The 23,005-nt window shown below is 60.7% G+C and carries 29 protein-coding genes; 20 read left to right on the top strand and 9 right to left on the bottom strand.

Features of this window, described 5'->3' with window-relative positions:
- Positions 1 to 4: 4 nt before the first annotated feature.
- The 5 genes from IEX16_RS17865 to IEX16_RS17845 form a co-directional block, all read right to left on the bottom strand.
- Complete coding sequence (locus IEX16_RS17865; RefSeq protein WP_188709836.1) at positions 5 to 415, bottom strand: DoxX family protein; 411 nt, start codon at positions 413 to 415, stop codon at positions 5 to 7.
- A gap of 615 nt (positions 416 to 1,030) precedes the next feature.
- Positions 1,031 to 1,945: a hypothetical protein gene (locus IEX16_RS17860; protein WP_188709835.1), complete on the bottom strand. Its 915-nt coding sequence runs from the start codon at positions 1,943 to 1,945 to the stop codon at positions 1,031 to 1,033.
- Between the two features lie 85 nt (positions 1,946 to 2,030).
- Positions 2,031 to 2,384, bottom strand: a complete 354-nt coding sequence (locus IEX16_RS17855; RefSeq protein ID WP_188709834.1) for an H-NS histone family protein — start codon at positions 2,382 to 2,384, stop codon at positions 2,031 to 2,033.
- 78 nt (positions 2,385 to 2,462) lie between these two features.
- Positions 2,463 to 2,978: a hypothetical protein gene (locus IEX16_RS17850; RefSeq protein ID WP_188709833.1), complete on the bottom strand. Its 516-nt coding sequence runs from the start codon at positions 2,976 to 2,978 to the stop codon at positions 2,463 to 2,465.
- A 3-nt stretch (positions 2,979 to 2,981) separates the two neighbouring features.
- Positions 2,982 to 3,305 carry a hypothetical protein gene (locus IEX16_RS17845; protein ID WP_188709832.1) on the bottom strand — a complete coding sequence of 108 codons (324 nt, stop codon included), beginning with the start codon at positions 3,303 to 3,305 and terminating at the stop codon, positions 2,982 to 2,984.
- A 644-nt stretch (positions 3,306 to 3,949) separates the two neighbouring features.
- Here IEX16_RS17845 and IEX16_RS17840 point away from each other — a divergent pair.
- The 5 genes from IEX16_RS17840 to IEX16_RS17820 all read left to right on the top strand — a co-directional run bounded on the left by IEX16_RS17840 (position 3,950) and on the right by IEX16_RS17820 (position 9,228).
- Entirely contained in the window at positions 3,950 to 4,528 is a 579-nt protein-coding gene (locus tag IEX16_RS17840) for a DUF2889 domain-containing protein (RefSeq protein WP_188709831.1), read from the top strand.
- A 77-nt stretch (positions 4,529 to 4,605) separates the two neighbouring features.
- Positions 4,606 to 7,050, top strand: a complete 2,445-nt coding sequence (locus IEX16_RS17835) for a penicillin-binding protein 1A (protein ID WP_373288376.1) — start codon at positions 4,606 to 4,608, stop codon at positions 7,048 to 7,050.
- 81 nt (positions 7,051 to 7,131) lie between these two features.
- Positions 7,132 to 8,355: an MFS transporter gene (locus IEX16_RS17830; protein WP_188709830.1), complete on the top strand. Its 1,224-nt coding sequence runs from the start codon at positions 7,132 to 7,134 to the stop codon at positions 8,353 to 8,355.
- Positions 8,356 to 8,439: 84 nt separating this feature from the next.
- Positions 8,440 to 8,697, top strand: a complete 258-nt coding sequence (locus tag IEX16_RS17825; RefSeq protein ID WP_188709829.1) for a hypothetical protein — start codon at positions 8,440 to 8,442, stop codon at positions 8,695 to 8,697.
- Positions 8,698 to 8,877: 180 nt separating this feature from the next.
- A complete protein-coding gene (locus IEX16_RS17820) occupies positions 8,878 to 9,228 on the top strand; it encodes a hypothetical protein (protein WP_188709875.1) in 351 nt (116 codons plus the stop codon).
- Between the two features lie 5 nt (positions 9,229 to 9,233).
- Here IEX16_RS17820 and IEX16_RS17815 read toward each other — a convergent pair whose 3' ends face one another.
- Complete coding sequence (locus IEX16_RS17815; RefSeq protein ID WP_188709828.1) at positions 9,234 to 10,163, bottom strand: peptidoglycan-binding protein; 930 nt, start codon at positions 10,161 to 10,163, stop codon at positions 9,234 to 9,236.
- Positions 10,164 to 10,528: 365 nt separating this feature from the next.
- On the opposite strand from IEX16_RS17815, the gene IEX16_RS17810 reads away from it, so the two are divergent.
- Positions 10,529 to 10,840 carry a PilZ domain-containing protein gene (locus tag IEX16_RS17810; protein WP_188709827.1) on the top strand — a complete coding sequence of 104 codons (312 nt, stop codon included), beginning with the start codon at positions 10,529 to 10,531 and terminating at the stop codon, positions 10,838 to 10,840.
- A gap of 103 nt (positions 10,841 to 10,943) precedes the next feature.
- On the top strand, positions 10,944 to 11,588 hold the full coding sequence (locus IEX16_RS17805) for a glutathione S-transferase family protein (RefSeq protein ID WP_188709826.1): 645 nt from the start codon (positions 10,944 to 10,946) through the stop codon (positions 11,586 to 11,588).
- A gap of 213 nt (positions 11,589 to 11,801) precedes the next feature.
- Here the strand turns inward: IEX16_RS17805 and IEX16_RS17800 are convergent, their stop codons facing one another.
- The 3 genes from IEX16_RS17800 to msrB are packed head-to-tail and all read right to left on the bottom strand — an operon-like array spanning position 11,802 to position 13,927.
- On the bottom strand, positions 11,802 to 12,692 hold the full coding sequence (locus IEX16_RS17800) for a dienelactone hydrolase family protein (protein WP_188709825.1): 891 nt from the start codon (positions 12,690 to 12,692) through the stop codon (positions 11,802 to 11,804).
- A 30-nt stretch (positions 12,693 to 12,722) separates the two neighbouring features.
- Positions 12,723 to 13,427, bottom strand: coding sequence for a peptide-methionine (S)-S-oxide reductase MsrA (msrA, locus tag IEX16_RS17795; protein WP_188709824.1), 705 nt, complete (start codon positions 13,425 to 13,427; stop codon positions 12,723 to 12,725).
- On the bottom strand, positions 13,427 to 13,927 hold the full coding sequence (msrB, locus tag IEX16_RS17790) for a peptide-methionine (R)-S-oxide reductase MsrB (protein WP_188709823.1): 501 nt from the start codon (positions 13,925 to 13,927) through the stop codon (positions 13,427 to 13,429). The genes msrA and msrB overlap by 1 nt, the downstream gene beginning before the upstream one ends.
- Positions 13,928 to 14,168: 241 nt before the next feature.
- Between msrB and IEX16_RS17785 the strand changes: the two genes are divergently transcribed.
- From IEX16_RS17785 to IEX16_RS17725, 13 genes are all read left to right on the top strand, one after another.
- Entirely contained in the window at positions 14,169 to 14,720 is a 552-nt protein-coding gene (locus IEX16_RS17785) for a hemerythrin domain-containing protein (RefSeq protein ID WP_188709822.1), read from the top strand.
- Positions 14,721 to 14,850: 130 nt separating this feature from the next.
- Positions 14,851 to 15,213: a translation initiation factor Sui1 gene (locus tag IEX16_RS17780; RefSeq protein ID WP_188709821.1), complete on the top strand. Its 363-nt coding sequence runs from the start codon at positions 14,851 to 14,853 to the stop codon at positions 15,211 to 15,213.
- 1 nt (position 15,214) lies between these two features.
- Entirely contained in the window at positions 15,215 to 15,430 is a 216-nt protein-coding gene (locus tag IEX16_RS17775) for a DUF3820 family protein (protein WP_188709820.1), read from the top strand.
- Positions 15,431 to 15,544: 114 nt separating this feature from the next.
- Complete coding sequence (locus tag IEX16_RS17770; protein WP_188709819.1) at positions 15,545 to 16,177, top strand: FHA domain-containing protein; 633 nt, start codon at positions 15,545 to 15,547, stop codon at positions 16,175 to 16,177.
- 145 nt (positions 16,178 to 16,322) lie between these two features.
- Positions 16,323 to 17,117, top strand: a complete 795-nt coding sequence (locus tag IEX16_RS17765) for a DUF2726 domain-containing protein (protein WP_188709818.1) — start codon at positions 16,323 to 16,325, stop codon at positions 17,115 to 17,117.
- 155 nt (positions 17,118 to 17,272) lie between these two features.
- Positions 17,273 to 17,752 carry a hypothetical protein gene (locus IEX16_RS17760; RefSeq protein ID WP_188709817.1) on the top strand — a complete coding sequence of 160 codons (480 nt, stop codon included), beginning with the start codon at positions 17,273 to 17,275 and terminating at the stop codon, positions 17,750 to 17,752.
- Between the two features lie 74 nt (positions 17,753 to 17,826).
- On the top strand, positions 17,827 to 18,423 hold the full coding sequence (locus IEX16_RS17755; protein WP_188709816.1) for a CDP-alcohol phosphatidyltransferase family protein: 597 nt from the start codon (positions 17,827 to 17,829) through the stop codon (positions 18,421 to 18,423).
- 203 nt (positions 18,424 to 18,626) lie between these two features.
- Positions 18,627 to 18,836 (top strand): hypothetical protein, encoded by a 210-nt coding sequence (locus IEX16_RS17750; protein WP_188709815.1) that lies wholly within the window; start codon positions 18,627 to 18,629, stop codon positions 18,834 to 18,836.
- A gap of 15 nt (positions 18,837 to 18,851) precedes the next feature.
- Positions 18,852 to 19,010 (top strand): hypothetical protein, encoded by a 159-nt coding sequence (locus IEX16_RS17745; protein WP_188709814.1) that lies wholly within the window; start codon positions 18,852 to 18,854, stop codon positions 19,008 to 19,010.
- 10 nt (positions 19,011 to 19,020) lie between these two features.
- A complete protein-coding gene (locus IEX16_RS17740) occupies positions 19,021 to 19,218 on the top strand; it encodes a hypothetical protein (protein WP_188709813.1) in 198 nt (65 codons plus the stop codon).
- 164 nt (positions 19,219 to 19,382) lie between these two features.
- A complete protein-coding gene (locus IEX16_RS17735; RefSeq protein ID WP_188709812.1) occupies positions 19,383 to 19,586 on the top strand; it encodes a hypothetical protein in 204 nt (67 codons plus the stop codon).
- Positions 19,587 to 19,638: 52 nt separating this feature from the next.
- A complete protein-coding gene (locus IEX16_RS17730; protein WP_188709811.1) occupies positions 19,639 to 20,034 on the top strand; it encodes a response regulator in 396 nt (131 codons plus the stop codon).
- A gap of 200 nt (positions 20,035 to 20,234) precedes the next feature.
- Complete coding sequence (locus IEX16_RS17725; RefSeq protein WP_188709810.1) at positions 20,235 to 23,000, top strand: 7TM diverse intracellular signaling domain-containing protein; 2,766 nt, start codon at positions 20,235 to 20,237, stop codon at positions 22,998 to 23,000.
- Positions 23,001 to 23,005 lie beyond the last annotated feature (5 nt).

Here is a 23,005-nt window from a genome sequence, read left to right as displayed (position 1 = left end):
GGTTTTACCGGCGTGACGCCGCCGCCGGCCGCAAGGCCAGCCAGGCGATCAGCGCCAGCAGCGCCGCCTGCAAGGGCAGCCGCAGTACCAGCGCCCAATACGGCACGGACGGAAACAATGCCGGTTGCTGCAACATGTAGATATGCGCTGGCGTCACGGCAATCGTCAGCAGGAACAGTCCCCACAGCGCGGCGCGCCTGCTTGGTCGCCAGAGCAGACCGGCGGCGCCCAGCAGTTCGGCCGCGCCGCTGAGTAACACCGCCTCGCGTGGCCAGGGCATCCAGGGCGGCACGATGCGCATTTCTGCTTCGGTGAAAACAAAGTGCGCGATCCCGCCCAGCAAGAACCACAGGAATACGAAGACCAGCCCGGCGCGGTCGGCCTTGCGGAAAAATATGGTAGGTGCTGGATGCATGGCTGCAGTGTGAGGCAAATCGCTGGACAGGCCCTTGCACTGTTCGCGGGCCTCGGGTCAAAATCAATCCACTGACCTCTGAACACGCGGCCGTCATGGGCGAACCGCCTGACTTCGTGCATCCATGCGCGTGTAGTTCCCTCCGTCGGCATGCGCCAGCCGCTGAACGCGCGGCCGTCATGGGAATGTTCGGGATGCCCCCATCGTCGAAACACTATTTCCAGGCTCAAATATCCGCGCGCAATCGACAAAGCGGTACGAAATCACCCATGGATCGTGTCACCCTGGTTGGCTGGCAGCCAATTGGCATGTCGATTTTCGACAACTGGCCTGAATGACGTTTTTTTTGATGAAAAATCGCTTTGTTTTCAACGACTTGCAAGCGTGTCGAAGGCGGGAGGCAGAAAGCTGTCGAATCCGGGGTTTTCGACAGTTTTCTAACTATTAGGTAGTGCCTTGAAATATAAGAATTTTCAGGCAATAGTTAAATTAAGACAAAACAAAATCATCAATGAAATTAAGTGTTTACATAATGTACATCGTTTATGTAATGTAAACATTTTTAAAGAGCCTCCGAGGAGGCTCTTTGTAACGGTCGACTTTAAATTAAAAATATCAGTCGAGCGATACGAGTTTTACTTTTTGACCGGAGTTGAGAAAGCTATCCGGGTGATAGTTCAAAAGCGTTGACTCGATAATCAACCCAAGAGAAGGCGCATACACGATTTCTTGCTGGTCCTTTCCTGTGCCACACGTACCAGCCCATCGTCCGTCAAAAGAAACTTCAACCACGGGAACATCTACCTCTTTCCCCTTGATTAAAAGCTTCCTATGCCCCTCTTTTAGAGAGACATCGCTGTAGTCCAGTTGAATAACACCACAACTGAACGCGCTAACCATCGAAGTTCTGATGCTTTGTTTTTTGCCAGGCGTCAAATCAGAAGGCTTCCAATGAAATTGGTTACCAGCGAGTTTACCTCGGCGCGCGGGAGAAACGAAGTCCATCATCGACATACTACTATCGAAAGCGTCAACCCGACCGTTTCCGTACCTGATGGTCGTAATTCCGCCAGATACGTTTAGCCGTGCAGACACAGATTTAATATCTGCTTCGTATATTTCCCGTCCACGTTCAGCGAGTGCTATGAATTGATAGGTCGTTTTTTGCCCCATCACAGACACTTCTTCGTTGCGTGAGGCGATCATCCTCACGTTGAAGAATTCATCCGCACCATCCTTTCGAAAGGTGATCGGCATGAGACTGCTGCCATTTAACTTCCAGCTGTCGTACTTGCGTACGACTCGGGACGTCTCGATGACGTAGGTACCGCTATCACAATCTTGCTTGGGGTTGCAGTTGACGAAGGTGCCATCAGGCAAGAAAGAGATGGTTTCACCATCAGCGATCGTGAACTTGCGCCCCTTTTCCCCAACAACATACGTTTTCAGTTCTTCCCCCTGAATGACGACAGGCTGCGCGAAAGCAGTGTTTGTAAACAGCAGGAAGAAAGCGAAAATCTTTGCATTCATGATTAACTCCTTGCGCCATGGCGCGTTTGATGTAAGTTTACATAATGTACATCGTTTATATAATGTAAAAAATGCATGAATATCACTATTTATTTTCAATCAAATAATCTTGTTTGCTGTGACCGGCAGACAAGTAGGTCACTAGCCATGCGGGGGCTTTGCCGCGACCTGACCAAGTTTTTCCAGTAGATGGATCTGCGTATTTCGGCGCGACAGTTAGGCCTTTGTCAACCCTTGCATGTTTCGTGCGCGCGGCGGATTTCTTCGCACTAAGCCCTAAATCAGTTGCAGAGAGTTGGTGCGTTTTAATCAATTCTTTGATTGACGCAATAGTTTGTGCGCGTTCAGTATTTTTTTGTTGATTAAGTTTTTCGCGCAGCTCACTGATTTTTGCTTCGGCTTGGTTGATTTGCTGCTGAAGATCGGTTGTGTTAGACATAATAAAACTTTAATTTTAAAAAATATTTAATAAATGATTTTGTAATAGCCAATGCTGCATGCCGTGATGCCTGCTATGTTATTGGCGATTTGAAAGCGATGGCGGTTGAATATTTTCCTCTATTAACCAATCATCACCATGCTGCTTGAGAACGTAGGTGTGGTGGCTTGTCTCGCGGTAGTAGGGGTTGCGATATTTACCTTCGACTGTGCTCCACCATCGAAGATACCAATATTCCGTGGTTCTAACAACTGTCGTACCTTCGCGTATTTCTTTAACAGTCATCGAAATAAGTCGCTTTGTTGATGGATTGTGAAAATTCGTCAAGGTCCATGATCGTTGCGTCACCTTTTGCAGGGTATGAATCAAATCCTTGTATGCCGTGCCATTGCTGGCATACCAAGGCAAGAGTTTCTTTTCGTCGATCAGCGGCAAAGTCTTGTAGGCTTCAAATTCTGCGTCCATGCATGCAGCCACCACCATTTCGATGTGTTCACGGGTTGTCGCGAGGGTTTGGGGATTAACTTCGCTTGAGTGACGTCGATCTTGAACCAGCAGGTGGTACCCGCCGACCTCTGGATAGTCCTCGTCCACGACCTAAATTTTCACGTTTGGCGTCACGGCCACTGACAAGGCGAAAGATAAACGCCAACGGTTGATCGCCGCGAAGACACAAGCGCCGCAACTTGTATTCGACTTCAAACTTGTACTGTGCAATTTGTAGCGGACGCCAGCCATGCGGTTTGGCCGGGTCTCCAAGAGTGCGCTCAAGGTAATGCCGAAAGTACTACCATTGCGCGGCATTTTTCTTGGGCACCACGATGGGATTGTTGATGAGCTTCTCAACGCAACCCAAATTTGGATGGCGTGCTCCCGAACTTCCGCCAGCGTCAAAAATTCCATACAGGTATCGACATCCATATCCCCAATTACTGACTTCAATTGGAGTGGAACTAGCTGCGCAAGCCGGATAAAACTTGCTCCTGAATGGCCGATGACACAAGATGAAGTTATCAATTTTCAAGGAGTAAACACCATGCCTATTGGACGTTTCACAGGCAACTTGCCACTGTTCGCCCCGAGCTTGTCGACAGGCTCAGCCCGAACGGTGGGGTGTCATGAATTGCGAAAACATCAATAGTTGCTCCTAAAACAATAGCTGATGACGTCCAGCCATTATGGGCTGGAGGCCAATTAGATGTCAAATTGATGGCAAATCAACCGAGCTGTCACCGCTGGCGCAGCGGACAAGCCTCCTTGCAGGGAAAATAGGGTTTTCAGCCCGACTAGGGCCTGTTCACACTATTTATGCAAGATGCGTTGCGAGTCAAAAAGGTCATGCGCGAGGCGCAAAATGCAGCCGGGCTGGAGCCCGGCAAGGCTTTGCAACGCTGCGCATGGCCCTTTTTGGCCGCAACCCGGAGGGAACGTGGTTAAAACACCCCCACTCGTTGTTGCACTCCTAGCTCAGCCGCCCAGGCTGAGCGTCGTCACGCGCCTAGATTGGCGCTGTTTTAACCACGTTCGCACTTGTATAAATAGTGTGAACAGACCCTAGCCGCCCCATGCCATTGCCCGCCCCCCAAGCCAGAGACCTCCTGCACACCCGCGCCGTTGTCTACCGCGGCTACCGCCGCGAGGACGGCCTGTGGGACATCGAGGCCGAAATGAGCGACACCAAAACCTATGCGCTGGAGCGCTCGGAGCGCGGCGAGATGCCGCCGGGCACACCGATTCACGGCATGGCGATACGCGCGACGGTAGACGACCAGATGACCATCCGCGAGATCAGCACCGCAATGGACCACACGCCATTTGGCGAATGCCGGGCCGGTGTGGACCCGATGCAGCAGATGGTGGGCGTCACCATGGGGCCGGGCTGGCGCCAGGCGATAGAAAAGGCGCTGGGCGGCATCCAGGGCTGCACACATTTGCGTGAGCTGCTGTTCAACATGGCGACGGCTGCCTATCAGACCGTGCCGGTGTACCGCGAGCGGCTGCGTCGCCAGTCCGGCGTGCCCGAGGCTGAGAATGCCGGCCCGCCTTACCATCTGGGCAAGTGCCTGGCCTGGGACTTCAAGGGCGCGGTGGTGCAGCGCCACTACCCGCAGTTTGCCGACTGGCAGCCCGTGAAAAAAATCTGACAGGCCCTGCACACCGTCCTGTTTACCTGTCACAGCCCGTAATGACGAGCCAGCCCAAGCGCCTACACTGGCAGCCGATGAACAAGTTTTACACCCTTTACGACCGCCTCCGGCCCACTGTCATGACATTCGTCACGACATTTTCCACGCAAGCCTGGTACCACCTGCGTCACCCCACATGGCGCGGTGTGGCCCTGTCGCTGGCGGCTCTGCCGGCGCTGTTGCTGGTGTACTTTGTGCTGCTGATTCCGTTCACGCCCAGCATTCGCGATATCCAGAAGTCGAGGACCCAGCAGCCGGCCATCGTGATGTCGGTCGACGGCAAGGAGCTGGCGGCTTTCAAGGGGGCCAACCGCGACCGGATCAAGCTGGCGGACATTTCGCCCAATGTGGTGGCGGCGCTGATTTCCACCGAGGACCACCGTTTTTACGAGCACCATGGCCTGGACTTCACGCGTATCGTCGGCGCGATCCTGCGCACCTTCGGCGGTGACCTGCAGGGTGGCTCGACCCTCACCCAGCAACTGGCGCGCAACCTTTACCCGGAAGAGGTGGGCCGCTCGCGCAGCCTGACGCGCAAGTTCAAGGAGATCATCACCGCACTGAAGATCGAGGCGATCTACAGCAAGGACGAGATTCTCGAAACCTATCTCAATACCGTGCCCTTTTTGTACAACGCCTTCGGCATCGAGATGGCGGCGCGCACCTATTTCGACAAGTCGGCTGACAAACTCGACGTGCTTGAAAGCGCCACCCTGGTCGGCATGCTCAAGGGCACGAGTTATTACAACCCGGTGATGAATCCCGAGCGTGCCAAGGAGCGGCGCAACATCGTGCTCGGCCAGATGGTCAAGCACAACAAGCTCGACGCCAAACGCTTCGAGGCGCTCAAGAAGCGCCCGCTCAAGGTGGACTTCGAGCGCCAGACCGAGCCGCTGGGTGCCGCGCCGCACCTGACGCAGTTCCTGCGCCGCTGGCTCATCGACTGGGCCGACCGCAACGACTACAACATCTATGCCGACGGTCTGGTGGTGCGCACCACGATTGACTCGCGGCTGCAGAAGCTGGCCAACGAAGCGGTCAAGCGCCAGGCCGACCGCTTGCAAGGTGTGGCCAACAACGAGTGGAGCCCGCGCGCCTGGGCCGGCAAAAAGGAGCTGGTGCGTGCGCTGGTGCGTGAAACGCCCGAGTACAAGGCCGCCAGGGAGCAGGGCGAAGCCGATGAGGCCATCTTCAAGCGCCTGCTGGCCGACAGCGCCTTCATTCAGGCCCTGCGCCAGGACAAGACACGTTTGCAGGCCGGCTTCCTTGCGCTGGACCCGACCACAGGCCATGTGAAGGCCTGGGTCGGCAGCCGCGACTTTGCCAAAGACCCGTTCGACCACGTGCAACAGGCGCGGCGGCAGGCCGGTTCGACCTTCAAACCCTTTGTATATGGCGCGGCATTTGAAAACGGTGCGCGACCGACCGACACCTATATGGACGACGCGGTCGAAATCTCACTGGGCGGCAACCAGGTCTGGCGGCCTACCGACGGCGGCGGCCCCAGCTACGCGCCCATGACGCTGCGCCAGGGCCTGATGTACTCCAAAAACACCATCACCGCGCAGGTCATGCAAAGCGTGGGACCGGGCAAGGTGGCCGCGTTGGCCCAGGCGGCCGGTGTGCGCCAGAGCAAGCTGGAGCAGGTGATGTCGCTGGCGCTGGGCACCAGCCCGGTCACGCTCAAGGAAATGGTTGCCGGCTACGCCACCATCGCCAACAAGGGCAGCTACATTGAGCCCTTCATGGTCATCAGCGTTGAGGACCGCAGCGGCAAGGTGCTGGAAACCTGGCAGGCCAAGGCACCCGAGCAGGCGATGCAGGTGTCCACCGCGCAGACGCTGGTTGATGTGATGCGCGGTGTGGTCGATCAGGGCACCGGCGCCGGCATCCGCAGCCGCTACGGCATCCAGGCCGACGTGGCCGGCAAGACCGGTACCACCCAGGACAACACCGACGGCTGGTTCATCCTGATGCACCCGCAACTCGTCGCGGGTGCGTGGGTCGGCTTCAACGACAACCGCGTCACGCTCAGCGACTACTGGGGCCAGGGCGCCCACAGTGCGCTGCCCATCGTCGGTGATTTTTTTGCAGCCTCGCTGCGCAGCAGGGTGGTCGATGCGCAGGCGCGTTTTGACGTGCCGAAAAACTCCAGCTCACCCGTGCCCGCACCGTCCAGCCCGGTCAACGACTGGTTCAACAGCCTGTTCCCGCCGGCCGGGCAGGTGGTGCCGCCGCCTTTGCCCATGACCACGCCCGATGGCAGTCCCATCCCCGGTTACCAAGCGCCGCAGGTGCAGGCGCCGCCGCCAGTGCAGCAGTCTCCCGGTGTGGTGATCCCGGCGCAGCCGGCGCCGGGTACGGCGCCGCCGCAGTTTGTGGTGGTGCCGGGACGGCCTGTCACGCCGCAGGAGCGGGGCAGCAGTGGCGGCATTCCCATCCTCCGCGAATACAGCGTGCCTGACTCCGCCAACCGTTGACCGGGCCCTGGTGCCTGCCTTGCCTACAATCGGTATTAGTCGGCCGTTTGCGCCCGCGACGCACCCTCACTGATCCTCCCCATGACCTCCGGCTCCGCCACGCTTCCTGCGGCCACACGCCGATCCATTCTTTTGCTGTCTCTCGCCACGTTTTCGAGCATGGCGGTGCAGCGCATTTGTGATGCCATGTTGCCTGAGCTGTCACGCGCTTTCGCGGTGAGCCTGGCGCAGGCCGCGCAGGTGGTGTCGGTGTTTGCCGTCACCTACGGCCTGGCGCAACTGGTTTACGGTCCGCTGGGCGACCGATTCAGCAAGTTCGGCATTGTCACCTTCGCCACGCTGGCGTGCTGCGCCGGCAGCTTGTTGTCGGTGTTTGCCGCCAGCCTGGATGTGCTGGTGCTGGCCCGCGTGCTGGTGGCGCTGGCGGCGGCGGCCATCATTCCGATCTCCATGGCCTGGGTGGGCGACAACATTGCGTATGAGCTGCGCCAGGAAACGCTGGCCCGCGTTGGCCTGGGCACCACGCTGGGCCTGGTCAGTGGGCAACTGGTCGGCGGGCTGGTGACCGATGCGCTCGGATGGCGCTGGGCCTTCGGCATCACCACCGTGCTGTTTGGCGCGGTGGGCACGCTGCTGTATGCCGACTGGCGCCGCCAGCAGGCCACACCCCTTGCCGCACAAGCCCCTGGGGAGCCGGTGTTGCGGCCGGGTTTTATTGCACAAGCCCTGCTCATCATCACCGGCCCGTGGTCGCGCGTGGTGCTGGCGGTGTCTTTTGCCGAAGGCGCAGCGGGTTTTGGCGTGTTGGCAATCTGGGCTTCGCACTTGCACGATGCCCTGGGCCTGTCGCTCACGGCATCCGGCGCCATTGTGGCCTTGTTCGGGCTGGGCGGCATGTTGTACATGACGGTGGCGCGGCACCTGATACGCCGCCTTGGCGAGCGCGGCCTGGCCATGGCGGGCGGCGCCCTGGCCGGGGTGGCCGTCATCGTGCTGGGCCTGACGCCCTGGTGGGTGCTGGCGCTGCCGGCCAGCCTGCTGGCGGGCTTCGGGTTTTTCATGCTGCACAACACCTTGCAGACCAACGCCACCCAAATGGCCCCCGGCGCGCGCGGCACCGGCGTGTCAATGTTTGCCGCAGCGCTGTTTCTCGGGCAATCGGTTGGCGTGCTGCTGGCCGCCAGTTTGGTCGCGCGCCTGAGCGCAGGCACCGTGATCGCATTGAGCGGCGGCGTGTTGGTGGCGCTAGGCGTACTTTTCGCGCGGGCCCTGCGCAGGCGCGATGCGATGATGCAGGCAGCCTGATGTTCGGGCCCGCGTTGCAACTGAATCCTTCCATCCTTCCACCTTTCAACGCCTTCTCACACACCACGAACAAAGTACCTCACCATGGCATCCGCACAGGGCATCACCACCGACGACTACAAGCTGTTCCCGTCGCCGCGCAACCGGCACCGGCTCATCTTTCCGCACCAGGTGTTTGTGCCTTACCCCTACATGCTGATCGACCTTGAGAGCTACTACCTGCAGGGCAAGTTCAGCCTGTTCGCGGCCTGCCGGCTCAGCGACGGCAAGATGGGGCAGTTGGTGACGCTGGAGCTGCAGGCTGACGAAACCAAGTTCAAGGCGAGGTTTGTGCCGGACTGAGTCGCGGTTGCAGAACAGGCATAAAATCGCCCTGTAGCCCATATGCAGAGGTCGTTAGCAGCTATTAAATTAGTAGCGAGCTGCAGACTTGCCCGCTGACGCATACTTGGCCTCATCATGGCCATAGCGTCTCGCAAAGCACCGAAAAAGGTCGCCAAAGGCCAGGCGACGGCGAAAGTCGTGCCGCGCGTCAAAAAGCCGTTCACGCCGCGCAGCCATCACTACCACGTCTATGTGATCGAGCTGTCCGACGAGGTCTGGAACGTCGGTCGCTTTCGCCGCGCCAACCCGGACTGGCAGCTCGGCAAGCCTTTTGTGTATGTCGGTATGACCGGGCTGGACCCGGATGTGCGTTTTGACAAACACAAGGCCGGCATCCAGGCCAATGTCTATGTCCAGAAGTGGGGCCTGCGCCTGCTGCCGCAGCTTTACACCATGTACAACCCCATGCCTTACGAAGGCGCGCGCGACATGGAAGTTGAACTCGGCATCGCGCTGCGCGAACAGGGTTACGGGGTCTGGCAAGCCTAGTGCTGCTAGGCGGCGGCGTCTTCCCCCAGGCCCCAGGCCGTCAGCTGGTAACTCGCACCATGCACCACGCCTTGCCCGGTGGCGAGTGTGTTCTTGCGGCTTAACACGTCCGTCTGGTACTGCGGCCGCGCGCTGGCGGCCACGCAGGCGGCCAGCTTCTGGCGTCGCACCGCTTCTGTCGTGGCTGGGGGCAGGCCGGCGGCCAGCGTAGTGGCGTCGGGCTTGAAGCCGCCGTTTTGCACAAACACGTCAAAGGCCAGCGCAATGCCCAGCTCACTGGCGAGGCCGAGCGTGGCAGCCGAGGCGGCGCAGGGCACAAAGTAACGCTCGTAGGCGCGCTTCATCTGGATGCGTTTGACCACCTCCTCGTTGCCGAGCTTTTCAAAGGCCTGCAGCCAGGCGACGGGCAGGCCTTCACGGGATGGCCCCGACGACATGGCATGGGCCCAGGCGACCTGCTGCATCAGCGTCAGTACGGTGACGGCTCGCCATTCGGCGGCCAGCGGCCCCATGCAGCGCGCCAGGATGCCGGGCGACTGCACCTCTGCCGCTGCCAGCACTACCTGAATTTCGCGGTTGGACAGCGTGAAGCCGATCACGCCCCAGGTGATGCCGGCGCCATCAAAGTTGCCTTTGGCCAGCCCGAAGCCGTGGCCTTCAAAGGCGGCGGTCACCTGCAGGCAGCGTTCGAACAGGCTGGGCATGGGCATGGGCGTCGGCGTGAGTCGCTGCCAGGTCAGGGGGTCCACCGCGCCGGTGGCAGGCAGGCCGCGCGCGCCTTGCAGCGACTGCACGGCGGCATGGGTCTTGCCGCCGAAGTCGCCATCGGCAAACCTCGAAGGGTCGCCGACGGCAAAGCCCTGGCGCTGCAGGTCGGTCTGGATGCGTTTGGCAATCATGCCTTTGCAGCCTCTGGAAAAACAGGAAGTGGACATGCTTGCTCCGGATCGGGTTGGCGGTTTCGCTTGAACCGTGGCAAGTGTTGGCGCGCACCGGGGGCTTTGTCATCCCCCGTTTGTAGGAGGCCCTTGTCGTCAGCCGCGGGTCAAGATGTCCATCAAAGGCAGCGGGCTCGGCTGGCGTCAACTGCCAGCAACACCGATCGGCGCGTGTGATTTGATGGGGGCGGACGGCAGATAGCGACGCCTGGCCTTTGGGTTACCCCAAGCAGACAGGCACGCATAGCCTGCGTCCCACACGCGGCCCGTTTGCACGCCTACAGCCCAGCCATCAATGGGGCTTAAGGTAAATACCGCGTCCGCTTCCCGGACGTTTCCCGGACTTTTAAAAAGCGACAAACATGGAAATTTCCACCCAAAACGAAAAAAAGGCCTTTTTGCTTGATCAGCGGGCGGCGCAGCGTTTTGGCCTGGCCTTGCGCCTGACTGTTGACGGAGGCGAGGGCGCAACGCATGACCTCAGCGCCACCGGCCTGTATTTCGCGTCCGCCACCCGTTATCTGCCCGGCCAGGCCATAGAGATGGTGCTGGAGTTTCCGGGTACCACCGGGACCCGCAAGCTCAGCTGCAAGGCCGAGGTGGTACGGGTGACGCCCGTCGCGCGGGAATTCAATGTCGCCGTGCGCTTGCTGGCGCCGCTGTTTCCCGAGTAACCGCCTGGGTGGCCGCCGGGCGGGCGAAACTGTCGCCGCGGTTGCACGCCGCCGGAATGGGGCAGCATAAACTGGGGGTCACCTACCCTGGAGACTCCTTCCCATGCTTATTCTTTGCGGCTCCCCGATTTCAAATTACTACAACAAGGTCAAGCTCGCGCTGCTTGAAAAAGGACTGCCCTTCACCGAGGAAGCCGCCGCCACGCACAGCAGCGACGACGCGATTCTGAGCGCCTCGCCTCTGGGCAAGATCCCGTTTGTGCGTACTGCGCACGGCGGACTGTGCGAAAGCCAGGCCATCCTCGACTACATCGAGGCCACCGCGCCGCAGCCTGCGCTGCTGCCTGCCGACGCCTTCGAGGCGGCCAAGGTGCGCGAACTCACCACCTTCATCGACTGGCACCTGGAGATCGTTGCGCGCCAGTTGTACGCCTCGACTTTTTTCGGCGCCGCGCCGCTCAGCGAAGGCAACCTGGCGCGCATCCGCAAGCAACTGGAAACCAACATCGCCGCCTTCAAGAAGCTGGCGAGGTTTTCGCCCTACGTGGCCGGAGACAGCTTCAGCCAGGCCGATTGCGCCGCATTTTCCAACTTGCCGCTGGTCGGCATGGCCAGCAAAGCGGCTTTTGGCGAAGATCTGTTGATCGCCGGCGACATCGACTACAAGCCGTATATCAAGTTCATCGGCGAGCGGCCATCGGCGCAAAAGGTGGTGGCCGACCGCAAGGCGGCGCAGGCGAAAACCTGAGCCCTGCACCCACCTAGTACTGCAACCCGAAAATATTGAAACATGAAAGCGCGTCTTCGCACCGCTGGCGGCGTTGCCATTCTTGCGAAGGCGCACAGCCTTCGCTGCGGCTGGCGCCTTGCCCTCGGCACGAAGCCATCACTTTCATTTTGTTCCGCTACTTCCGGGCTGCAGTATTAGCACTGCCATCTGCCGGCCCGGCTCAAGAACGATTCAAGTCCGTAAATTCTGGTTGAAAAACGCCAGCGTCCTGTCCCAGGCTAGCTTGGCGGCGGCCGCGTCATAACGCGGAGTCGTGTCGTTGTTGAAGCCGTGCTGCGTGCCGGGGTACTGGTGCGCGGTGTAGCGTACCGCTGCGGCCTTGAGCGCCGCCTCGTAGGTCGGCCAAGCGGCGTTGATGCGTTCATCGACGGCCGCGAAGTGGATCAGCAGCGGGGCCTTGACCCTGGCTGCGTCTTCCGGCTTGGGATGGTTGCCGTAAAACGGAACCGCCGCGCCCAGATCGGGCAGACGGACGGACAAGTTGTGGGACATGCCGCCACCGTAACAAAAGCCCACCACACCATATTTGCCGCTGCAGTCGGGGCGGTTTTTCAGCAGGCTGGCGGCGGCGACGAAATCTTCAATGGTTTTACTTTGGTCGAGTTTGGGGAACAGCTCGCGCGCCTTGTCCTCGTCGCCGGGGTAGCCGCCCAGCGGTGTCAGTGCGTCCGGTGCGAAGGCGATAAAGTTTTCCAGCGCCAGGCGCCGCGTGATGTCTTCAATGTGCGGGTTCAGGCCGCGGTTTTCGTGAACAACCAGCACGCCCGGCAATTTGCCGGTGGCGTTGGCCGGTTTGGCCAGGTAACCCCTGACCGTGCCGTACCCATTGGGCGAGGCAAACTCAAGCGTCTCGGTCTTCAGGCGCTTGTCATCTTTGGGCACCTGTTGCGCCGCGGCGAAGTCCGGGCTCAGCGCGGTCAGCAACATGCCGGCTGTCATCCCGCCCACAGCAAACTTCTGCGCCCGCTCAAGGAAGCCGCGCCGGTCGATGCCGCCGTGCACATAAGCGTCAAACAGGATCAGCAGTTCCTGGTCAAAATCCTGGGCGGTTGGGCGGGGCATGCGAGGCTCCTGACGATGGGAAAGGTGAATTTATTTGACGAACGATACCAGCACCGGCGTGGCCCGGTAAAGCTCGGGCATCACGGTTTTCAGATTGACGATTTTCGGCGCGTCGAAGCGGCGGATGTAAGGCGCGTTCGGGTTGCGTGTGGCGTAGTCCTGGTGGTAGGCCTCGGCCGCGTAAAAGGCGTTCAGCGGCGTGAGCTGGGTCACGATCTTGCCGACATAAACCCGGGCGCCGTCCAGTTGCGCGATGTAGCGCTCCGCCACCTGCTTTTGACCGGCATCCTTGTAAAAAATTGCGGAGCGGTACTGGGTGCCTGTGTCCGGCCCCTGGCGGTTGAGCTGCGTTGGATCGTGCGCGACCGAAAAGTAAATCTGCAACAGCTTGCCGTAAGAGATCTGCTTGGGGTCATAGGTGATTTCAACGGCTTCGGCGTGCCCGGTTCGGCCTGTGCCTATACTGGCGTAGGTGGCCGTTTCGCGCGCCCCGCCCGAGTAGCCAGACACTGCGTTCAGCACGCCCTGGGTGTGCTGAAAAACTGCCTGCACGCCCCAAAAGCAGCCGCCCGCAAACACGGCAGTCTCAAACGCGGGAGGGGCGGCGGCGGCCGCATCGAAGGCGGGAGCGGGCAGGATCACGGCTTTTTCTGTGGCCGTACTGTTGCCCAGCAAGCCCCAGGCCAGCAAGCCCGCAGCAGCGACCAGTCCGAGGGCATGGAGGGCGCCGCGCATCATGCAGCCGTGAAGTTCAGAGACACGCCGTTCATGCAATAACGCAGGCCGGTGGGGCGCGGACCGTCGGTAAACACATGGCCCAGGTGGCCGCCGCAACGACGGCACAACACTTCGGTGCGTTTTATGAACAGGCTGGTGTCGCTTTCTTCGACCACGGCTTTATCCAGCGGTTGCCAGAAGCTGGGCCAGCCGGTGCCGCTTTCGAACTTGGTACTTGACGCAAACAGGGGTAGGGCGCAGCCGGCGCAACTGTAGGTGCCGGCGCGTTTTTCCTTGTTCAAGGGGCTGGTGTGCGGGCGTTCTGTCCCGGCCTTGCGCAGCACCGCGTACTGGTCGGGCTTGAGCAGCGCTTTCCAGTCGGCATCGGTTTTGCTGATCTCGTAAGTGTGTGCCGGTGGCGCTGCCTGCGCCGGGCTGCCGCCGAACAGGCCGCGCGCGCTGGCCAACAGGGCGGATACCGCGCCCAGGCCCAGAAGGGTGTTTCTTCGGCTCATCATGGTGTCTCCTTGTGGCTGGCCATCTGGTCGGATGCCTTTTGGAGTTGCCGACACGCGAAGGGGTTCCCTGGATTTACCGCCCAGCGTCAGGTTTTTTCAGCCAGTCGGCACCCCATCCGCCTCCAGTGCCGGCGCGCCAAGAAAGCCCGAACGTCTGGCGCCCCAATCTGTCGCAGGGATAGGTGGCCGCTTTATTGATGTGCATCAAACCAGCCGCACCGGCGCGCCCTATATTGGCAGGATGACGACCCCCCCTACCGCGCACGACCCGAGTCATTCCAGCGAGCCACTGGTCGGTTTTTCCCAGTGCCATCTGGGCATTCTGTCCAGGCTTCAGGCCTTTGAGAAATTGCCTGCGCTCCAGGCGGCTGCGGCCCAGGCGCGAACCATCGCCACCGACACGCTGGCCCTGTTCCAACACGCGGTGTACGAACACCATGCGGACGAGGAGAGCGAGTTGTTTCCCGCCGTGTTGCGCAGTGCCGGCCGGGGCCGGGAGGCAGAGGAGGTTCAGGCCATGGTGCGGCGTCTGACCGCAGAGCACCGCCAGATCGAGGCAATGTGGAAAAAGTTGGAGCCTGTTGTCAAGGCCGTGGCCAAGTCCCAGTCTGTCGATCTGGATCTCGATGCCGTGGAAAAACTGGTTCACGCTTATTCGTCGCACGCCCGTTTCGAAGAGGAATATTTCCTTCCCCTGGCCGAAACAATTCTCGGCCGTGACGGCAATCACATGGAGGCGCTGGGTATGTCGCTTCATCTGCGGCACACCCCGCAGCCTGTCGGCTACATCTGAGCCTGCACCCAGCACCGGCTACAACCGATGCAACGCCAGGGTGTCGGGGAATCCCGCTTGCGTCGTTGTACGATAGCCAATGGCGCTCGGGGCGATGGGTTCTGAGGCAGTTTCTCCATCGGTGCATTCCATGAAAAGTCATTCAACCGCCGGCGGACTCGTCTATTCGACCGACGCGGGGCGCATGTGCCCGGTGTGTCGCAAGGCGCTGGCCCAGTGCCTGTGCCGCCAGACGCGACCGTTTCCCCCGTCCGACGGAATTGTCCGGGTATCGCGCGAGACCAAGGGGCGCGGCGGTAAAAGTGTGACCGTCGTCAAGGGCGTGCCGCTGGCAGAGCCGGCGCTGGTCCAGCTTGGCAAACAGCTCAAGGCGGCCTGCGGCTCGGGCGGCACCGTCAAGGACGGCGTGATCGAGGTGCAGGGCGACCACCTGGCCAGCCTGATCGAGTTGCTCAAAAAGCAGGGCTTTACCGTCAAGCAGGCGGGGGGCTGAAATGGCGCCCGAGGACTTGCAGTTGCTGGTTACACGCGAGATGCCTTTTGGCAAGTACCAGGGGCGCCTGATCGCAGACCTGCCGGGCAACTATTTAGCCTGGTTCGCGCGCGAGGGTTTCCCCAAAGGCGAACTTGGCCGATTGCTCGCATTGGCACTGGAGATCGACCACAACGGCCTGACGGGACTGCTGCAGCCGCTGCGCGGGCCACGCTAGAAGTTCACAGTCTGTTGCGTACCGGGTAGCCAGCCCTCTTGTTTCAGGCGGCCCCGAGGACTACCATGGTGGACCATCGCGCGACAGGCGCCGGTGGGTGAATGGGGGAGTTTTATGCCGCAACTCATAACATCGGTCGAGGGCGTCGAGGTCAAGCATGTCTACCTGCGCAAGGACCGCACCACGCTGGGCCGGCGGCCGAATAACGACATTGTGCTCAATAACCCGCTGGTCAGCGGCGAGCACTGCGTGTTCGAGTTGCACGGCCTGGCCGAGGTCCATGTCGAGGACCTGGGTAGCACCAATGGCACCTACCTCAATGGGCACATGATCAAGGCCCGCGAACTGCTGCACGACAACGACGCCATCGCGATCGGAAATTTCAGGATTCAATACCTCGCGGCGTCGGAAGAGTCGGGTTACCACGAAACTGCGACGATGAAGCTTGATGCGCAGGCGTCGCCGGGCGCGTCAACTGCCTTGCACGCCAGCTTCAAGGTGCTGTCGGGGTCGTCGGCCGGGCTGGAGATGCCGGTGGTCAAGACCGTCACCACGTTTGGTCAGCCCGATGTCAGCGTGGTGGCTGTCTCGCACCGGCGTTATGGCTTCTATGTGGCCCACATGACGGGTGCCGTTCAGCCCACGCTCAACGGGCTTCCAGTCGGCGCCGAAGCTGTGCCACTGGCACACAACGATGTGCTGGAACTGGCGGGAACCAGCATGCAGTTTTTACTGAGGGACGGTTAGTTATTGTCCCGAGCCTGCTCCGTGCTGAAGGGGCCGTGTTGCGGTATGGCATCTTTGTTAACGCACACACACATCATTTTCTGCCGCGCTGCGGCTTTGTGATTTAAGCTGATGCAGGTTGTTACTGAGCCGAGGAGAAGATACTGTGAACACATTGACATGGCTGATGATCGGGCTGGGCGGTGTGGTTGGGGCGGCGCTGGGTGGCCTGGCACACAGGGCCTGGGCGCAGCGCCATCGCACCGAAAAACTTCGCCTGCCCTCGCGCTGGCTGCTCAACGCCAGGGGACTGGTGACCAGCGAAGAGCTGGATGTGTGGAAGTGGCTGCGCGCGGCTTTTCCCGAACACGCCGTGATGGTCAAGGTGGCAGTGATGCGCTTTACCATTCCAAGCACCAAGGACCGGCCCGAAAACAAGGACCAGCACTGGCACGAACTGCTCGAAGGCGTCTATTGCACTTTTGTGGTCAGCACGCTGGACGGCAAGGTGGTGGGCTGCGTGGATGTGCCGGGAAAACGCGGCCTGACCAAGGCCCAGCGTGACATGAAGGAAGGCCTGCTGCTGGAATGCGGCATTGGCTACACCACGGTGCGCAGCAACAGCTTGCCATCCGGCAGCGCCATGCGCACAGCCTTCCTTGACGAGGCCGAGATCATCGAACGTGATCATGAAGAAACCCGAGGCGGCGACAGCAGCTTTCACGCGGCGCTTGACGAGTTCACCAGTGAAAAAGTCCGTGCCACCAAAGCTGCAGCCATGAAAGAGCTTAAAGACAAGCAGGCCGCCGCGACCGAGACGCGAGGGACAAGCCAGGGCGCAGGCTTCAACCCGGATGGCACCGGCTCCTTCATGACGCGGGAAAAGCCGGACCGGTTTGCCGTCAAGTGGGACGACTCCTTCACCATGCCCGGCGACAGCCGGCCCGCCAAACTATCCTGAAGCTTTCCGGTACTGCACCGGTCTCGCGTTGGTGAAAGACCTGTCCTACAGAGGGTCGGGTGCCTGAACCCCCGCAGCGGCGATGAATTCCCTCAATGCCCGCTGCCTCTGCCTTTCTAGACTCAAGCATCTTTAAATGTCCAAGGAGCTTGAGCATGAACACATTTTCAAAATTCCCCCGCGTACTTGCTGGCATGGGTCTGTCCCTGTTGATGGTTTCAGGCGTAGCGGTGGCGCAGGTGCCGATTACCGCCACCGGCACCACCGGAATCGACGCATCTGGCAGTACCCAAAAGGAGCGTGAGGCCTGCATGACGGGGCGTACCCAACAGGACCAGGCCACCTGCCTGCGCGAAACCAACAACGCCGCTGCTGAAAAACGCAGTGGCAGGCTCGACAACAGCGGCTCACAGTTTGAAGCCAATGCCCGCCAGCGCTGTGAAGTGTTGACCGGCGAAGACCGCACCGCCTGTGAGGCGCGTGTCATGGGATATGGCAACACGCAAGGCAGTGTGGCCGGTGGCGGTGTGATTCGCGAGGTCGAGACGGTGGTGGTCCCGGCGGGTGCCACGTCGGTGCGCATTGAGCCCAAGACCAATGCCCCAGTGCTGATCCTGCCCGCGCCAGCGAAATAATCGACCTCGACCGAGTCCCGTCAAGCAGCCTGAGCAAACCCGTACCTGTGAAAGAACAGCCTAAACATTTTTCAATGCTCCGGGGTTTTCACCTGGCGGACTTTCTGACCCTGTGCAACGCCGCCTGCGGCGTTGCAGGCGTTTTTCTGGCCATGCTATATGCCGTGGAAGGGTCGAAGCTCTTCTTCTATGCTGCGGCCTTCATGGCACCCGCTGCCTTTATTTTTGACGTGCTCGACGGCCGCGTGGCACGCTGGCGCAACCAGCATTCCGCGCTCGGGCGCGAGCTTGACTCGCTGGCGGACATCATCTCCTTTGGCATGGCGCCGGCAGCGCTGGCCTTTGCGGCCGGCATGCGCGGCGGATGGGACTGGATCGCGCTGATTTATTTTGTCTGCTGCGGCGTCAGCCGGCTGGCGCGTTACAACGTCACCGCCGAGACGCTGTCTCAGGGCAATGCCAAAGTGGCTTACTTCGAGGGCACGCCCATCCCTACCAGTGTGTTGCTGACGGCGGTGCTGGCCTTTGCCGCCTGGCAGGACCGTCTCGGCGAGCAGCTGTGTGGCGGCGTGTGGCAACTGGGGCCGTGGATGCTGCATCCCCTGGCCTTGTTGTTTGTGCTGTCGGGCACACTGATGCTCAGCAAAACTTTGCGTATCCCCAAGTTTTAACGCGCAGCGCTGGCCAACAAGGGTCAGCGCGACCTGGTTTCGATCTGAGCGTCAAATAGGCCTCCAGCCCATGCCCAGAGAGCGCTGCCTGCTCCTGAAAACAGAGCGCTTGTCGGCTACCGCCGACATCGGCAACTGGCCTCGGCCTATGGCCGTTTGACTTGTGGCAAGTCATGATGAAATCATCTACAGAGGCCTCTTTCATGACCACTCCCGCCACCCATCCCGGTAATTTTCCTGCAGCTTGTCACGGCGCGCTGTCTCCGTCTTCGCAGCATTCGTTACAGCGGCGTCTTCGTCAATGGCTGCCTGCGGTGACGGCCTATGCCTCTGCGGTATCTTTCAGCGTGGCTGCGGCCGCTGCGCTGGTGGCTGCCGACCTGCCGACCCAGGCCTTGATTGCGGTGATCTGAGTCATGAGCTCCGCCATGCCCACCGACTTCCCCGAGCCCGGCGACCGTCCGTCTGCCCCACCTGGTGGCAAACCGCCTCACAACCCGGCTGATTTGCCGGTAGAGCCTGATCTGGGCCCGGTACCGCCTTTGGCGCATCCCGAAGATCCTGGCATGGTTCAACCGGCGCTTTAGCCCTGTTGACATGCCCGCCAACATCGATGCTCAACAAGCGCTGGCTGACTATGACGAGGCGCGCGCGGACTACATGCGGTTTTTAAGCATGGCCCCACCCGATGACAAAGCCGTCAGCGCGGCGATGGTGGCCATGGACGAAGCGCATATCCGCTTCAAGCAGGCCATGGGTGATCCCGACGCCCCGACGCATTTGCGGCCTTTGTAAACGGTTTTGCCGGGCCCACTGGCAGGTTTTTCAGACGCCTAGAGGCGATCTCCCACACGCAACGCTCGAGTTGGCCTATGTCGCCAGCCACCGAGTGTCCGCAAAATCAAAACATGTTGGGTGGCGCAAAGCCCACTCTTCAAGAGATTCACCGGGAGACGCACATGCAGGCACACGTCATCACATCCACCCTGCGACCCACGGTCGCGCTGGCTGACTACGACCTTCTGCGCGCCACCTACGACATGCTGCTGCGCGCACCGGTGCGCAACCCCGCGGCGATTAACGCGGCGTTCGAGGCGCTGGATGCAGCCCATGCGAGATTAAAGGCGGCCCATCTCAGACAGTGCGCGGCGCTCCTCAATTAGAAAAGCCAGGCAATTCGGTGGGCGATATGTATTTAAAAAGATTGGATTCTTCATGGCACTTATCACTTACCTTGTCGAAGACAATCAGATGATTCTTGACAACCTGATCGAGACGCTGACGGAAATCGCCATGGTCAAGGTGGTTGGTCACGCTGCGACCGAGGTCGAAGCCACGCGCTGGCTGTCGGTGAACGACGGCCACTGGCAACTGGCGGTTGTGGACATGTTTCTCCAGGAAGGCAGTGGCATGGGTGTGCTGGCGGGTTGCCGCCAGCGTGAGCCCCACCAAAAAGTGGTGGTGCTGACCAACTACGCAACCGCCGCCATCCGCGAACGCAGCTTGGCCCTTGGCGCCGACGCCGTGTTCGACAAGTCCAACGAACTCGACGAGTTTTTCGCCTACTGCGTTGAAGAGACCACCAAAAACCAGCCGACGCCGCAAACCTGAGTCGCTGACCGACCTGATTCGGAAATTGATGAGAAAAGTGGTTCCAGCCCATGTGCAGCAAGCGTCAGAAGCTACTGAAAACATAGCGTTCTGAAGGCGTAGGCGCCTGTCTGTCCGCGTGCGGTCCCAGCCGGCCCACGGCCCGCTGCGCGCGTCACAGCGTGGATAATGGTCCCAAAAACGGGCCTGACGCCACGCACATGCCGACACACACGCGCCTTTCTTTCGCTGCCCGCTTGCGCTGCTGCGGGCTCGGGCTGATGTTGCTAGTGCTGGCGCCGCAGACACTGCGCGCCGAGGGTGAAGCGCTGGTCCTCGGCGGCGAGGGCAGCTACCCGCTGTCCCGCGCTTTCACGGTGCTGGAAGACCGCACTGCCGTGCTGACGCTGGATCAGGTGCTGGAGCCGACGCAACAGGCGCGCTTCATGACCGTCGCGCAAAACGGCTCCACCACCAACTTCGGATTGACGCCCTCAGCCTTCTGGCTGCGCGTCTCGTTGCGGGCTCAGGCCGGCGCGCCAGAACACTGGTTGCTGGAAGTGGCTTACCCGGCGCTCGATCAGCTGGACGTGTATGTCTCCCAGCCTCAAGGCGGTTTTGCGCACCAGCGCGGCGGCGACTTGTTGCCGTTCGCCACCCGGGTGGTGCCTCACCGCAACCATGTGTTGCCAGTGGCCTTGCAGCGGGACCGTGACACCACGCTGTATCTGCGCGTGCAGTCGCAAGGCACGCTGTCGGCCCCTGCGCGTCTGTGGCAGGCGCAAGCGCTGTGGCGGCACGACCAGTCCGAATATTCATTGCTGAGCCTGTACTTTGGCTTGCTGATCGGGCTGTTTCTGTACAACCTGTTGCTCTACGGATCCGTGCGGGACCGTGCCTACCTGATTTATGTGGCGTTTGTAGGCGGCATGGCCGTCGTTCAGGCAGCGCTAACGGGGCTGGGGGCCCAGTTTTTGTGGCCTGGTCAGGTCTGGTGGAACAGCGTTTCACCACCGGTGGGCATGGCCGTTGCTGCAGCCTTCGGCTTGCTGTTTGCGCGAAATTTTTTGGCCAGCGCTGCCCGCATGCCACGCATGGACCGCTTGATGCTGGTCCTGGTGGGCGGCTGGCTGCTGGCCTTGCTGGCTGCGCTGCTGCTGCCGTATACGGTGTCTTCCTGGATGGTGACTGTGCTGGCGGTGATCAGCGTGACCACGCTGGTGGTGGCGGGCCTGCTCAGTGTGCACGCCAGACACCCTGGCGCGCGTTATTTTCTGACGGCCTGGGCGGTGCTGCTGCTGGGCGTGGTCACGCTGGTGTTGCACAACACCGGCGTGTTGCCGTCCAACATTCTGACCGCCAACGCCCTGCTGATTGGTTCGGCGCTGGAGATGGTGTTGCTGTCGTTTGCGCTGGCCGACCGCATCAATGTGGAGCGGGCTGAAAAAGAGGAGGCCCAAGCTGCCAGCCTGGCCGACCACGCGATGGTCCAGGCGCTGAGCCAGTCACAGGAGCGTTACCGCACGGTGCTGCAGGAACGTGAAACCATTCTCGAAAACTCCATCGTCGGTATCGCTTTCCTGACGCCCGATGGGCGCTTTCGCTGGGCTAACCAGGCCATGCTGGAAATCTTTGGCGCCGGTGAGCAGAGCCTCACCTCCATGGAGCCGTTTTATCTGTCACGCCAGGAGTACCTGCGTGTGGGCGGCGAGGTCGCGGACTGCATCCGCGAAGGACGGGCCTACCAGACCGAGATTCAGGTGCGCCAGTACGACGGCACGCGGATCTGGATCTCGCTGTCGGGCAAGGCGGTCAGCCCGCGTGACCTCACGCAGGGCACGGTCTGGGTGATGATGGACATCACGCGGCGCAAAGAGCTGGAGGCCGAGCTGCTGCGCACCTCGTCGGAGCGTGAGGCGATTCTCAACAGCGCACTGGTCGGCATCGTGTTGTCGGTGGCGCGCAAGCATGAATGGGTCAACGACAAGTTCGCCGAGATGGTGGGCTACCCGCGCGATGAACTGATAGGTCGCTCGTCCGAACGCCTGCACACCGACAGTACAGCCTGGGAGGTTTTCGGTCAGGTGGCCCGGCAGGCCTTGCTCCAGTCGGGCACCTACGCCTGCGAGCTGCAACTGCGGCGGCGCAGTGGCGAGCTGTTCTGGGTCCAGATGGGCGGCAACTGCCTGCGCTCGCATGAGCCGGAGTCGGGCGTGATCTGGACCTTTCTGGACATCACCGAGCGCAAAAAATCCGAAGAAGACACGCGCGAGGCGCTTCAGCAGCAAAAGGAGCTGAACGCGTTGCGCAGCCGCTTCGTCGCCATGACCAGCCACGAGTTCCGCACGCCGCTGGCCACCATCCTGTCGTCCGGGGAAATTCTCAAACATTACGGCGAGCGGCTGCCGGCACAGGAAAAATCCGACACACTCGACACGATTGCCGCCAGCGTGCAGCGCATGATACGCATGCTTGACCGGGTGCTGCTGATCGGCAAGGCCGAGGCGAAAATGCTGGAGTTTGAGCCGCGCCTGCTCGACTTGAAGGCGCTGTGCCACCAATTGCTGGAGGAGGCGCGCCTGCAGCAGGGCGGCAGCCTGTGTGAGCTTGCGCTGGACTATGCGGCCGGTGCAGAGCCTGGCCTGTACGATGAAAATCTGCTCAGGCACATCGTCAGTAACCTGCTGTCCAACGCCGTCAAATATTCACCGCTGGGCGGCAGGGTGTTGTTCCGGGTGTTTATCGATTCGCAAAGCGTGGTGTTCGAGGTGTCGGATCAGGGTATCGGCATCCCCGAGGGCGAACTCGCTCACCTGTTCGAGTCCTTTCACCGTGCCAGCAACGTGGGCAGCATTCCGGGCACCGGTCTGGGCCTGGCCATTGCCAAGAACGCGGTGGACGTGCACGGCGGCAGCATTTCAGTCAGCAGCAGCGCCGGTTCAGGGACGTGTTTTACGGTCCGGCTGCCGTGCGCCGGCACATCCTGAATACG

Source organism: Polaromonas eurypsychrophila, from assembly GCF_014641715.1.
Taxonomy (GTDB): Bacteria; Pseudomonadota; Gammaproteobacteria; order Burkholderiales; family Burkholderiaceae_C; genus Polaromonas; species Polaromonas eurypsychrophila.
This window is presented reverse-complemented; position numbering and strand designations above follow the sequence as displayed.

Bases quoted from the DNA above. Each gene is read 5' to 3' on its own strand.
- IEX16_RS17770 (WP_188709819.1), top strand. From the start codon at position 15,545: ATGCCGCAACTCATAACATCGGTCGAGGGCGTCGAGGTCAAGCATGTC.
- IEX16_RS17760 (WP_188709817.1), top strand. From the start codon at position 17,273: ATGAACACATTTTCAAAATTCCCCCGCGTACTTGCTGGCATGGGTCTG.
- IEX16_RS17865 (WP_188709836.1), bottom strand. From the start codon at position 415: ATGCATCCAGCACCTACCATATTTTTCCGCAAGGCCGACCGCGCCGGG.
- IEX16_RS17855 (WP_188709834.1), bottom strand. From the start codon at position 2,384: ATGTCTAACACAACCGATCTTCAGCAGCAAATCAACCAAGCCGAAGCA.
- msrA (WP_188709824.1), bottom strand. From the start codon at position 13,427: ATGCGCGGCGCCCTCCATGCCCTCGGACTGGTCGCTGCTGCGGGCTTG.
- IEX16_RS17835 (WP_373288376.1), top strand. From the start codon at position 4,606: ATGAACAAGTTTTACACCCTTTACGACCGCCTCCGGCCCACTGTCATG.
- IEX16_RS17730 (WP_188709811.1), top strand. From the start codon at position 19,639: ATGGCACTTATCACTTACCTTGTCGAAGACAATCAGATGATTCTTGAC.
- IEX16_RS17755 (WP_188709816.1), top strand. From the start codon at position 17,827: ATGCTCCGGGGTTTTCACCTGGCGGACTTTCTGACCCTGTGCAACGCC.
- IEX16_RS17775 (WP_188709820.1), top strand. From the start codon at position 15,215: ATGGCGCCCGAGGACTTGCAGTTGCTGGTTACACGCGAGATGCCTTTT.
- msrB (WP_188709823.1), bottom strand. From the start codon at position 13,927: ATGATGAGCCGAAGAAACACCCTTCTGGGCCTGGGCGCGGTATCCGCC.
- IEX16_RS17800 (WP_188709825.1), bottom strand. From the start codon at position 12,692: ATGCCCCGCCCAACCGCCCAGGATTTTGACCAGGAACTGCTGATCCTG.
- IEX16_RS17740 (WP_188709813.1), top strand. From the start codon at position 19,021: ATGCCCGCCAACATCGATGCTCAACAAGCGCTGGCTGACTATGACGAG.
- IEX16_RS17745 (WP_188709814.1), top strand. From the start codon at position 18,852: ATGCCCACCGACTTCCCCGAGCCCGGCGACCGTCCGTCTGCCCCACCT.
- IEX16_RS17735 (WP_188709812.1), top strand. From the start codon at position 19,383: ATGCAGGCACACGTCATCACATCCACCCTGCGACCCACGGTCGCGCTG.
- IEX16_RS17830 (WP_188709830.1), top strand. From the start codon at position 7,132: ATGACCTCCGGCTCCGCCACGCTTCCTGCGGCCACACGCCGATCCATT.
- IEX16_RS17825 (WP_188709829.1), top strand. From the start codon at position 8,440: ATGGCATCCGCACAGGGCATCACCACCGACGACTACAAGCTGTTCCCG.
- IEX16_RS17815 (WP_188709828.1), bottom strand. From the start codon at position 10,163: ATGTCCACTTCCTGTTTTTCCAGAGGCTGCAAAGGCATGATTGCCAAA.
- IEX16_RS17805 (WP_188709826.1), top strand. From the start codon at position 10,944: ATGCTTATTCTTTGCGGCTCCCCGATTTCAAATTACTACAACAAGGTC.
- IEX16_RS17860 (WP_188709835.1), bottom strand. From the start codon at position 1,945: ATGAATGCAAAGATTTTCGCTTTCTTCCTGCTGTTTACAAACACTGCT.
- IEX16_RS17845 (WP_188709832.1), bottom strand. From the start codon at position 3,305: ATGGATGTCGATACCTGTATGGAATTTTTGACGCTGGCGGAAGTTCGG.
- IEX16_RS17840 (WP_188709831.1), top strand. From the start codon at position 3,950: ATGCCATTGCCCGCCCCCCAAGCCAGAGACCTCCTGCACACCCGCGCC.
- IEX16_RS17750 (WP_188709815.1), top strand. From the start codon at position 18,627: ATGACCACTCCCGCCACCCATCCCGGTAATTTTCCTGCAGCTTGTCAC.
- IEX16_RS17780 (WP_188709821.1), top strand. From the start codon at position 14,851: ATGAAAAGTCATTCAACCGCCGGCGGACTCGTCTATTCGACCGACGCG.
- IEX16_RS17785 (WP_188709822.1), top strand. From the start codon at position 14,169: ATGACGACCCCCCCTACCGCGCACGACCCGAGTCATTCCAGCGAGCCA.
- IEX16_RS17725 (WP_188709810.1), top strand. From the start codon at position 20,235: ATGCCGACACACACGCGCCTTTCTTTCGCTGCCCGCTTGCGCTGCTGC.
- IEX16_RS17810 (WP_188709827.1), top strand. From the start codon at position 10,529: ATGGAAATTTCCACCCAAAACGAAAAAAAGGCCTTTTTGCTTGATCAG.